The 11,674-nt window shown below is 36.5% G+C and carries 11 protein-coding genes; 7 read left to right on the forward strand and 4 right to left on the reverse strand.

From position 1 onward, the window contains the following. The first annotated feature begins 31 nt into the window (after window positions 1-31). Window positions 32-667 (forward strand): hypothetical protein, encoded by a 636-nt coding sequence (locus HAW63_00320; protein MBE8162420.1) that lies wholly within the window; start codon window positions 32-34, stop codon window positions 665-667. On the opposite strand, the gene asnS is transcribed toward HAW63_00320, so the two are convergent. From asnS to deoC, 3 genes are all read right to left on the reverse strand, one after another. Next, on the reverse strand, window positions 664-1,953 hold the full coding sequence (asnS, locus tag HAW63_00325) for an asparagine--tRNA ligase (GenBank protein ID MBE8162421.1): 1,290 nt from the start codon (window positions 1,951-1,953) through the stop codon (window positions 664-666). The genes HAW63_00320 and asnS overlap by 4 nt on opposite strands. Before the next feature lie 28 nt (window positions 1,954-1,981). After that, on the reverse strand, window positions 1,982-3,298 hold the full coding sequence (locus HAW63_00330) for a thymidine phosphorylase (GenBank protein ID MBE8162422.1): 1,317 nt from the start codon (window positions 3,296-3,298) through the stop codon (window positions 1,982-1,984). A gap of 62 nt (window positions 3,299-3,360) precedes the next feature. Then, window positions 3,361-4,083: a deoxyribose-phosphate aldolase gene (gene deoC, locus HAW63_00335; protein ID MBE8162423.1), complete on the reverse strand. Its 723-nt coding sequence runs from the start codon at window positions 4,081-4,083 to the stop codon at window positions 3,361-3,363. Between the two features lie 37 nt (window positions 4,084-4,120). Between deoC and HAW63_00340 the strand changes: the two genes are divergently transcribed. The 6 genes from HAW63_00340 (at window position 4,121) to HAW63_00365 (ending at window position 9,920) form a co-directional block, all read left to right on the forward strand. Further along, on the forward strand, window positions 4,121-5,368 hold the full coding sequence (locus HAW63_00340) for an Rne/Rng family ribonuclease (protein ID MBE8162424.1): 1,248 nt from the start codon (window positions 4,121-4,123) through the stop codon (window positions 5,366-5,368). 185 nt (window positions 5,369-5,553) lie between these two features. Beyond that, on the forward strand, window positions 5,554-6,627 hold the full coding sequence (locus HAW63_00345) for a glutamine synthetase (GenBank protein MBE8162425.1): 1,074 nt from the start codon (window positions 5,554-5,556) through the stop codon (window positions 6,625-6,627). Window positions 6,628-6,674: 47 nt separating this feature from the next. Continuing rightward, the gene (locus tag HAW63_00350) at window positions 6,675-7,022 is read left to right on the forward strand and encodes an STAS domain-containing protein (protein MBE8162426.1); all 348 of its coding nucleotides are present in this window, start codon (window positions 6,675-6,677) and stop codon (window positions 7,020-7,022) included. A 55-nt stretch (window positions 7,023-7,077) separates the two neighbouring features. After that, on the forward strand, window positions 7,078-7,515 hold the full coding sequence (locus tag HAW63_00355) for an ATP-binding protein (GenBank protein ID MBE8162427.1): 438 nt from the start codon (window positions 7,078-7,080) through the stop codon (window positions 7,513-7,515). Window positions 7,516-7,535: 20 nt separating this feature from the next. Beyond that, a complete protein-coding gene (locus HAW63_00360; GenBank protein ID MBE8162428.1) occupies window positions 7,536-8,696 on the forward strand; it encodes a SpoIIE family protein phosphatase in 1,161 nt (386 codons plus the stop codon). Between the two features lie 12 nt (window positions 8,697-8,708). After that, a complete protein-coding gene (locus HAW63_00365; GenBank protein ID MBE8162429.1) occupies window positions 8,709-9,920 on the forward strand; it encodes an ABC transporter substrate-binding protein in 1,212 nt (403 codons plus the stop codon). A gap of 31 nt (window positions 9,921-9,951) precedes the next feature. On the opposite strand, the gene HAW63_00370 is transcribed toward HAW63_00365, so the two are convergent. Then, window positions 9,952-11,674, reverse strand: a 1,723-nt coding sequence (locus HAW63_00370) for a HAMP domain-containing protein (GenBank protein MBE8162430.1), incomplete at its 5' end; no start/stop codon positions are given.

An 11,674-nucleotide genomic window follows, 5' to 3' on the forward strand; every position in this document is an offset into this window, starting at 1 on the left:
ATTTTGGCCCTTAGGAGGAGGTCCTTTATTTTTGGGAAGTGTTTTTATTGTAGACCCTTTGTATACACTCCCTTTTTTATTAACAATGGTGTTGGCTTTTTTTGCAAAACAAAAAAATGCTTATCGCTGGGCTACTTTGGGCTTGGTGTTAAGCACTGGTTATTTATTGTGGGCCTTTTTAGCACAACAGTGGGTTTTGCAAAGGGCGGTTACAGAGTTAAAAAAACAAAATATTATTTATCAAAAAATTTTTGTTGGGCCCACTTATTTTAATAGTTTTTTATGGAGGGTGGTGGTTTTAAAAAAAGAAAAATACTATGAAGGTTTCGGATCGGTTTTTGATAAAAACTTAGCCATTCATTTTAAAAGCCATGATCGTAATTTAAAATTATTAACAGGCTTAGAAAAAAACTCCACAATAAAAAAGATGAAGTACTTTAGCCATGGGTTTTATGCAGTAGCGCCAAATAACAAAAAGCACACTCTTAAAGTGATGGATTTAAGAATGGGTTGGTCGAACCACTATTATTTTCAATATAGAGTGGCACAAAGAGAGAGCAAAAGTAAGCGCTATAAACCTACAGCACCTAAGAGAGTGTTTTTTAGGCCGCAACTTAGTGAAATAAAAACGGTTTGGAATAGAATTTGGAAAGAAAATAATTTTTAAGGATAAAGCCTTCCGTACATTCTAGGAAAGGCGATGGTTTCGCGCACATGAGGTAGCCCACAAATCCAACCAACTGTTCTTTCTAAGCCCAGCCCAAACCCAGCACTTTGAAAAGCGCCATATTTTCTTAAGTCTGTGTACCATTTTAAATGTTCGGGGTTTAAGTCATGCTCTTTAATTTTTTTCTCTAAAACTTTTAGTCTATCTTCCCTTTGTCCTCCCCCAATAATTTCGCCATAGCCTTCTGTAGCTAAAAGGTCGCAGCTTAAAGAGTAAGTAGGGTCAGACTCTTCTTCTTTCATGTAAAACGCCTTAATGGCAGTGGGATAGTGGTGTACAAAAACAGGTTTATCAAATTGAGAACTAATAATCGTTTCGTCGGGTGCGCCAAAGTCGTCGCCCTCTTTAAAGTTAGGGTTCTTTTTTAGTAAAATTTCTACAGCTTCTTTATAATGTAGTTTTGGAAAAGGGGCTTTTATTTTTTCTAAAGCAGAAGTGTCTCTTTCTAGGGTTTTTAATTCCTCTTTTTTATTTTTTAAAACCCTTTGCACAATATATTCTACAAAGTGTTCGGCTAGTTCCATATTGTCTTTTAAGTTAGCAAAAGCTACCTCGGGTTCTACCATCCAAAACTCAATTAAATGGCGACGGGTTTTTGATTTTTCTGCGCGAAAAGTGGGGCCGAAACAATAAGCTTTGCCTAAGGCGGCGGCCATGGCCTCCATATAAAGCTGCCCGCTTTGCGACAGGTAAGCTTTTTCATCAAAGTATTGTGTTTCAAATAAAGTACTAGTTCCCTCGCAAGCATTAGGGGTAAAAATAGGAGCATCAGCTAAGGTAAAGCCTCGACCATTAAAAAAATCATAAATAGCAGAGGTAACTTCTGCACGAATGCGTAAAATAGCGGTTTGTTTTTTAGACCGCACCCATAGGTGGCGGTTATTCATTAAAAAATCTACACCATGTTCTTTGGGAGAAATGGGAAAATCTTTAGTAAGGTGTAAAATTTTTAAAGTGTCTGCACCCAACTCTACGCCTCCGGGGCTGCGGGGTTCTTCGCGAACTACTCCTGTAACCTCCACTGTTGTTTCTTGAGTTAATTGAGAAAAGTCTTGTAAAGCGCTTTCTTGACACTCGCCTTTAAAGTAAATGCATTGGCATAAACCAGTACCGTCTCTTAACAGCAAAAATTTAATTTTTCCAGAAGAGCGAGAGTTATATACCCAACCCTTTAGAGTTACTTTTTTTCCTACATAATTTTTTAAATCTGAAATATAAGTATGCATATTTTTTCCGTTTTTATTTAAATGTCATTTATAAAATTTCTTTAATTAAGGGCTCTTCTTGCACTTCTGTTTTTGAAAATTGAAAAGCTTGGCGAAATTGCTCCTCAAGCTCTTTTCCTTGTTCTTCTTTATTTAAATGTAGCCGCATTAAGCTTTGCCCTTTTTTTACATATTGTCCAATATAACAATGCATTTCAAAACCAACAGCATAGTCTATCTTATCCGTAATGGCTTTTCTACCTGCACCTAAAGCGATATTTAAAAACCCAAGGGAGCGAGTATTAATACTTTCTACAAAACCCTCTTCTGTGCTAGTTATTTTGTAATGGCATTTGGCTTGAGGCAATTGGTTGGGCAAAAAGGTTTTTTTACAGCCTTGAGCAACTAAAAGGGCGTTAAATTTTTGTAAAGCCAGGCCTGATTCTAGGGCATGCTTGCATTTTTTATAGCCTTGCTCCACGGAGGTGTTAGGAAGAGTTAAAGAAAGCATATGAGCACTTAGCTGAAGACTTAATTCTTTAGTGGGTTGATAAAAATCATAATCTTTTTCTATGCAAGTTTGATTATTTAAAATATCAAAACACTCTTTTACCTCTAAAGCATTACCGCTAAACCGACCTAAGGGCTGGTTCATGTTGGTAAGCAAAGCGGTTATTTTCATTCCAAATTTTTCTCCCGCTTTTTTTAGCGCAATAGCTAACCTTTTAGAGTCTTTATAATTTTGCATAAAAGCTCCCGACCCAAATTTAACATCTAAAACTAAAGCTTTTAAATCTTCGCAAGCTTTTTTTGATAAAATGCTTGCACAAATTAAAGGGATAGAGGCCACTGTTCCTGTAACATCGCGAAGTGCGTATATTTTTTTATCCAAAGGGCAAATTTCTGGCGTTTGCCCAATAACGGCAACATTAATTTCTTTTACTTGCGAGGTCATTTCTTCTAAAGAAATTTGCGTATTAAAATGTTCAATACTATCTAGCTTATCTAGCGTTCCTCCCGTATGCCCTAAGCCACGGCCGGTGATCATGGGGACATCTAAACCACAAGCGGCAACAATGGGCGCAACAAGTAGAGAGGTTTTATCACCCACCCCACCGGTACTATGTTTGTCTACAGCAACAGAAGAATTTAATTTTAAAGTAGCGCTTGAGTCTTTGTACAAGGTTATTAATTGAGAAACCTCTTGTTCATTCATTCCTTTAAAAAAAACACTCATAAGCCATGCACTAAACTGGTAGTCTGGCATAAGCCCTTTGGCATAAGCGTTTATTAAAAAGCTTAACTCTTCATCGCTGTGGTGCTTGCCGGATTGTTTTTTTAAAATTAATTCTACAGGGTTAAACATATTTTACTTTCCTGGCATCAATGCATCTAGGTAATTAAGCCAATACTGTATTTAAAAGGTAGCTATTGAGAAATTTCTTTTATAATTTCTACCCCAGAGCTAAGCCCCAGTCGGTCCACTCCCATTTTTAAATATTCTTTTGCCTGAGTAAAGCTTTTAATGCCGCCACTGGCTTTTATGCGTAGTCGGCTTTTATCATAGGCGCGGGCAGCCTTTATGATTTTTATATCTTCTATGCAGGCCCCTCTAGTGGAAAAACCCGTGGAAGTTTTTATATAGTGAGCCTTTGTGTTTTGTATAATTTTTGTGGCTTGAGTAATTTCTTGCTCTGTTAAAAGGGCCGTTTCTATAATGACTTTAAGGACATTGTCTTTGTTGTGTTTTTCTAACACAGATAAAATATTTTTAATTTCTTCTTCTACATATTGAAATTCTTGATTTTTTAAAGCAGAAATATTAATAACCATGTCAATTTCTACAGCACCATCATTTAAGGCTTGTAGGGTTTCGGCGACTTTTATTTTTGTGGAGTTATAACCAAGGGGAAATCCAATTACGGTGCAAATTTTTGGAGGATTAACTGGGGTGGGTTTAGTGGTTTTAAAAAAAGTAACAGCGCGCTTTACAAAACAAGGAGGAATGCAGACCGAATAAAAACCGTAGTCTATGGCCTCGCGGCACAGATTTAAAATTTGTTTTTGGCTAGCCTCGGGCTTTAAAAGTGTGTGGTCTATTTTGCTAGCTATTTCTTGGGAGGAGGCTTTCTTTGCTTGTATAGTATTCATGGTGTATAGACATATAAAAAAAGAAAGGACTTGGCAAATGAATAGGTTGGTCATTAACAGAAAGGCTAGTACAGAACAGGTGGCGTTTGTACAGGGCAACACACTGAAACAGTTTTGGTTTCATTATCTTAAAGAGCCATTGTTTGTGGGCTCTATTTATAAAGGTACAGTAAACAGAGTAGTAAAAAGTATTCGCTCTGCTTTTGTAGATTTTGGCATGGATAAGCCAGGCTTTTTGTACGAAAAAGATGTGCAAGAAATTAGAGAAAATCAAGATTTAAACAACCCTCTTAATATTGAAAGCGTTCTTAGCCCAGGGGATAACTTAATGCTGCAGGTTCGCAAGGCGGCTATTGGAAATAAGGCTATGCGATTAAGCACGCACATTACTTTAGCGGGGGCGTATTTGGTATTTATTCCTAGGGCGGTAACTAAAGCCGTTAAGTTTTCGCGCAAATTTGTTAACGAAGAAAAAAAAACGCAACTTACTCAATGGTTTGAAGACTTAAACGAAGAGGCCTCTGTAATTTTTAGAACGGCTGCAGAGTTTGTTTCTTTAGAGGAGTTAGAGCGAGATTTATTGCACTTAAAAAACACATGGGAAAATTTGCAAAATAATTTCTCCTCTGTTGCAAAAGGAAGCTGTCTTGTGCAGGCGCAGCACATGGAAACCTATTTGCGAGACTTGTTAGTACACCCTATTGACGAAATTATTGTTAACAACGAAGACAGCTTTAATAGTCTTAACCAAATACTAAAAAACTCTTTTCCTTTTTTACAAAGTACTTTAAAGCTACAACTAACAGACAATTTATTTTCTAGTGTGGGAATTAGCAAATCAGTGCAGCAATTATTTAACAAAAAAGTATGGTTAAAGTCTGGGGCCTATTTAGTGATTGAAGAAACAGAGATGGGAATTAGCATTGATGTAAACACGGGCACAAATACCACTAGCAAACACAGCCCCGAAGAGTTTGTATTTCAAATTAACAAAGAAGCGGCTACAGAGGCTGTGTCACAAATTATATTGCGCGCCTGCGGCGGTCTCATTTTTATAGACTTTATTGATATGGAACAAGAGGAACATAAGTTACAATTATTAGAACACTTACAAAATGCTTTTAAAGTCGATCAGTCTTACACGCGCTGTTACCCCGTTTCGGATTTGGGAATAATAGAAATTAGTCGTAAGCGCAAGGGGCCCAGTCTTCTATCTAGAGCCAGTGAAAAATGCACTAGCTGTAGCGGAAAGGGATTTATGCTAAAAGAGGATTTTTTGTACTAAGCTCACAACGGTGTCTTGGTTGCACTAAGTACTCAAAACCTTGTAACTTCAAAATAAAAACGCAGCTACAGTTTTTAATAAGACAGGACATTGACAAAGCAGAGTTTTTTGGGAATTCTCTTTTTAATTATGAAAAAATAAACACAGGTGACTGTGTTTAAAAACGCCTTTTAAAGGAGTAAAAAATGGGTTTTTCTAAACAAGATAGCGATGTTAAAGTATTAGCAACAGCAGAGTATCTATGGTTAGACGGTGCTACGCCGACTCAAGAACTAAGAGCTAAAACACGAATATTAAATAAGGTGTCTGCCAATAGTCTTGAAGATTTTCCAGAGTGGGGTTTTGACGGCTCTTCTACTTGGCAAGCCCATGGGTCTCATTCTGACTGTATATTAAAGCCGGTTTATTTTTGCTTAAACCCTTTAAGAGCTATCACGGGTAATCACTACTTAGTAGTTTGTGAAGTTTACGAATCCGACGGCGAACCTCATGCCAGCAACTCTCGAAAGGCTTTGCGAGAATTATTAGATAAATCTAAGGCAGCAAACCCTTGGATAGGTTTCGAACAAGAATACACACTTTTTGAATACAATCGTCCATTAGGCTGGCCAGATAAAGGTGGTTTTCCTGCACCACAAGGGCCATTTTATTGTGGAGTTGGTGTAAGCAAAGTGTTTGGCCGAAACATTGTGGAAGAGCATATGGACATGTGTCAAAGAGCGGGCTTAAGCTTTTATGGTATTAATGCCGAAGTAATGCCTTCTCAATGGGAATTTCAAGTGGGTTATCGGGGAGTAAACACAGAAAAAAATGACCCCCTAACTATTTCGGATCAAATGTGGGTAGCCCGTTATATGTTACTGCGAGTGGCAGAAAAACATAATGCTATTATATCCTTTAGTAATAAACCAATGCCGGGAGATTGGAACGGAGCGGGAATGCACACCAATTTTTCCACAGATGCTACGCGAGCTAAGGGAGGAATAGAAGCAATAAACAAAGCTGTAGAAAACCTAAAAGAAAAGCATAGCCAACATATTCGTAACTATGGAGCGGGTTTAGAGGATCGACTTACTGGCCTTCACGAAACTTGCCATATTGGACAATTTAAATCGGGAGTATCTGACAGGGGTGCCTCTATTAGAATTCCTTTACAAACTTCGCAAAAAGGTTGTGGTTATTTTGAAGATCGTCGACCAGGAGCTAACGCAGACCCTTATAAAGTTTCTGCATGTCTTGTAGAGGCGACTTGTCTTTAATTGCAATATAAAAGACTAAAAAAGAAAACAAAAACAAAGAGTAAAGTATGACGAAAAACATAGGAATTAAAATTGAAGATAACGGAAAAGCGAAAGTGGTTAGCATAGAGGGGCTTTTAGACGCGCCAATGGCCAGCGCGGTTCATGAAAGATTATATGATGTTTTAGAGGGAGACACCTCTACATTAATTTTTAATTTAGAGAACCTTGAGTATATCTCTAGTGCGGGACTTCGCGTGTTGTTATATTCTGCTCAAAAAATGCAAGCAAAAAAAGGAAAAACCGCACTTTGTAAACTTCCAAAAAATGTACAGCGTGTTTTAGATATTAGTGGTTTAAACACTGTGTTTACTATATATCCAGATGTAAGCGAAGCCATTGCCGCTATGGCATAGAGACTTAGCCATAGTTTTAAATAAAAAAACTTACAGAAAAGTAGGGGTTTGTGGCATGAAGCAAAAAAACAAAAAAGCAAACTGCATACTTTCTTTTAGCTTAACAAAAAAAGAAGATTTACAAACTGTGATGGGCGATTTTCAAAAGTGTCGCGAAACTTATGTTATCAACGAAAAAGTTTTTTTTGACCTTAAGCTTTGTTTAGAAGAGGCTATAACCAATATATTTAGTCACGGTTATAAACAGGCGCAAAAAGATATCGAGATAAGTTTGCACCTTTATAAAACTTCCGACGGGTTTATGGCCGATATAGTTGATAATGGAAATGCGTTTAATCCTTGTAGTGATTTTAACCCAACCCATTTAGAGATAAATTGGAAGGCGAGGCCTGTTGGAGGGCTGGGAATACATTTACTAAAAAATCTTTCTGATGAATTAGAATATATTCCACAACAAAACGGTAATCGATTAAAAATTTATAAAAAAACATAATAAAAGATGAGTATTAAATTATGGTAAAAATTTTAGTGGTAGACGACGAAGTGGATATGGAGCCATTAATCACTCAAAAATTTCGCCGTAAAATTCACAATAAAGAATGGGAAATGATCTTTCGCCACAATGGGCAACAAGCTTTAGAGGTTTTGCAAGAAGACCCCAGCATTGACATTGTTTTATCCGATATCAATATGCCTCAAATGGATGGGTTAACTTTAACACAAAAAATTCAAGAAGAAGGTTTTGATATACGCACGGTAATTGTTTCCGCTTACGGAGATATTGAAAACATAAGAACGGCCATGAACAATGGGGCTTTTGATTTCATTACTAAGCCCATTAACTTTAAAGACATGGAGCACACCATAACTAGAGGCTTCGACAATTTGTCTAAGATGAAAGAGGCCTTGCAATCTAAAGAGACTTTGTTTCATTTAAAAAAAGAATTAAGTGTGGCTCATGATATTCAACAATCCATATTACCTAAAGATTTTAATTTAGATAAAAACTGTCAGCTACACGGGGTAATGACTCCCGCTAAAGAAATTGGCGGTGATTTTTATGATTGTTTTAAAATCGATGACGATCATGTTGCAGTTATTGTTGCCGATGTTTCTGGCAAAGGCGTGGCAGCGGCTTTGTTTGCCTTAATTACTCAAACCGTGCTTAAGGGAATAAGCGCCTCTAAGGGTGCTTTAAAGGCAAGTGCGGTAATTGAAGAGCTTAATAAACAAAGTTGTAAAAATAACGATAGCTTTATGTTTGTAACGCTTTTTTATGGAGTATTAAATACCAAGACAGGAAAGTTTACCTATGTTAATGCTGGTCACAACCCTCCTTTTTTGGTGCACACCAATGCGCAAGTAGAAGAGCTTCCTTTAACGGGAGGAATTCCGTTGGGGCTATTTGCCGATCGCAACTTTTTAGAAAAAACCATAGAAATAAAACCCAATGAAACAGTATTTATTTATACTGACGGAGTAACTGAATCTATGAACTCCCATAATGAAGAATTTACAGAAGAGCGGTTAGAAAAAATTTTATCGGCTCAATGTGGTGAGGATATTAAAACAATGAGCGCAAAGGTGCATCAAGGTGTTAAAGATTTTGCAGGAAGTGCCCCTCAGTTTGATGATTTAACTTATCTTGCTCTTAGGTATTTGCCGCAATCATAAAAAGGAGACAGCGTGACTCGTCGTTATTTATTTTTTTGGGGAATATTTTGTAGCTTTGTCTTGTCTAATTTTGCGGCAAGAACTGTTAAAGCTATGGATGGGGTAACTGATACTCAGGTGCTTTTTGGTCAGTCCGCCGCATTAACGGGGCCTGCAAAAGGCTTGGGTTTAAATTTGCAAAAAGGAATTTTAGCCGCTTTTGCAGAGATTAATTCTAAAAAAGGAGTGCATGGTCGCCGACTAAAATTAAAAAGTCTCGACGATCATTATGAACCAGAAGTAGCTATTAAAAACATATATCGCTTAATAAATAAGACTAAAGTTTTTTCTCTAATTGGAGGGGTGGGGACACCAACCTCTAAAGCCGTTGTTCCCATTGTTGCAAAATCAAAAAAATTGTATATTGGGCCGCTTACAGGGGCTTTTTTTTTAAGATCTTCTTATAGAGATACGGTGGTTAATGTACGAGCCTCTTATTTTCAAGAGATTCGGGCAATGGTTTTCCGTTTACAAAAGGATTTAAAGATTAAGCGTATTGCTATTTTTTATCAAAATGATTCCTATGGAATTGACGGCCTTAATAGTTTAGAAAAGGCAGTAAAAGAAGCAGGAAAGGGTTTGCGGATTGTATCTCGCGGGTCATACCTAAGAAATACTATGTCTGTTAAGACGGCCCTTTTAGATATTCGCAAAGGCCACCCAGAGGCAATCATTACTATTGGCACTTATTCCCCCGTGGCGCATTTTATAAAATGGGCAGAAAAATTAAAAATAAAGTCGACCGTTTTTTTGTCGGTTTCTTTTGTGGGAGTAAATGCCTTAGCCAAAAAGCTTAAACATAGTAAAAGTTTTGTTGTGGTAACTCAGGTTGTCCCTTTTCCTCACGACAGAACCAAACCATTTATACGCCATTACCACCGTGCGATGAAAAAAATTAAAAGCCTTAACGCCATAGGCTTTGTTAGTTTAGAGGGGTACATTGTTGGGCGCCTTGTTATTGAGTCTTTAAAGCGCGCGGGAAGAAATTTAACAGCAAAAAATTTTACCAAGGTTTTTAAGGAACAAAAAAGTATTTTTAATATTGATGGCTTTCGTTTATCTTACACCAAAAAAAATAATCAAGGGTCTAACCGTGTTTTTTTTACGCGATTAAATAAAGGAAAAGTTTTTTCTATAAAAACCTTAAAAGCAAGAGCTGTTTTTAAAAATAAAAAAAATAATTAGTATCTAAAATACAGCGTAAAAAATGTAGCCTTTATTTAGGTAGCTTTAACACAAATCGAGTAAATTCCCCCACCGTACTTGTTAAAGTCATTGTTCCAGAATGTTTGCGTATAATATCATGAGACAAAGAAAGCCCTAACCCTGTACCCTTGTCGGTAGGTTTTGTGGTAAAAAAAGGATCAAAAATTTTCTGTTGAATACCTTTAGGAATACCAGGGCCATTGTCTTCAATAATAATTTTTAAAAACTCTGTGCCTTCTTTAGCCGTCGTGCTAGTTTTTATATTAATACAAGGTTTGTAATGGGCTTTTTCTTCTTCTGTAGCAAGGCCTTGTATTTTAGACTCAATGGCATCGCAAGCATTGCCCACCAGGTTTAAAATCACTCGAGACATGTCTTGAGGGTAGATGGTCACCTGACCTAAATCTTCTGCATAGTCTTTAATAAATTCTACATTAAAGCCGCTGTTTCCCACGCGCTTTCCTTGGTAAGCTAAATTAATAGTTCTATCTAAGAAGGGGTGCAGATCAATGCTTTCTTTTTTGCTCTCTTCGGAATGTCCGCTAGAGTGTTGCAGCATGCTTTTTATAATTCCATCTGTTCTTTGACCGTGAGAGTAAATTTTTTCTAAATTGCCCTTTAAGTCTTTCATTAATAAACTAATAAAATCATTTTTATCTTTAGGTAGAGCAGATTTTATTGTGTTAATCTCTTCGGCAAGTTCTTCTAAAAGCTCTTTAGACAGCGCAGAAAAATTATTAATAAAGTTTAGTGGATTTTTTATTTCGTGAGCAACTCCTGCCACAAGCTCTCCTAAAGAGGCTAGCTTTTCTTGCATTACCATTTGTTTTTGTGCATTTTTTAATTGTTTTACAACCTTGCTTAACTGGTCATTTTTTTCTTGAACCTCTTTAGCCAGTTTTTCTACTAAATTTATTCGCTGTGCCTCTAAGGCATATTTACGAAAAACCTCTAGCGCTTGAGCCATGTCGGTAATTTCATCATTACCACTAATCTCTAGTGGAATTTTTAAATCTCCTTGCGACATAGTTAACATAGTTTTAGATAGAGTTTTAATTCTTCCCACTAGGTAGCGGCTTACAAACACGATGGCAATTAATAAAGCTAAAATAATGGTGACAACATTTAAAGTTAAAAGTTGATTTTGATTATTAGAAATTGTTTTTTCAAATACTTTGGATATATTATTTCCCGCCCTTTCAATACCAGCAATTAAAAGTCCTGTTTGTTTAGACAAACTTATTAGTAACTTTCTGTTTTTTTCTAAATACTGCTTTTGCCGTCTTTTTTCTTTAAAAATGGTACTTAATAATTTAAATACACCTTGGTTTTTATTGTGAGAAGTGTTGTTTTTAAAACCACTTTGATTTAAAAAATCTATTTTAGGGGCAAGTATTTTATGCAATCCGTAGCCCTTTAAAGATTTTAATGCTTGTTGTGAATTTCTTAAGGCCGCTTGAAATCTTTCTTGCAAAGGTTGAATTAAGTCAGCCCCGGCGATTTGTGAAACTTGTAATAATAAATTAGACAAAATATTGGTTTGTGTATTTAAAGATAACAAGTTTTTGTAGTAGTTAATGGATTTTGGATTAGCTCGTATTTTTATTGGCGTGGATGTTTTTTGTTTTAAAGTTTTTAGACCGGTGTGTAGAAAAAAAGTTTGATCATCTATGGCAGACAGTAATAAACGGCTCATTACGCGAGACTCTTTGGTTACTTGAGATAGCAGGGTG

This window comes from Pseudobdellovibrionaceae bacterium, assembly GCA_015163855.1.
Taxonomy (GTDB): Bacteria; Bdellovibrionota; Bdellovibrionia; order Bdellovibrionales; family UBA1609; genus JAAOIH01.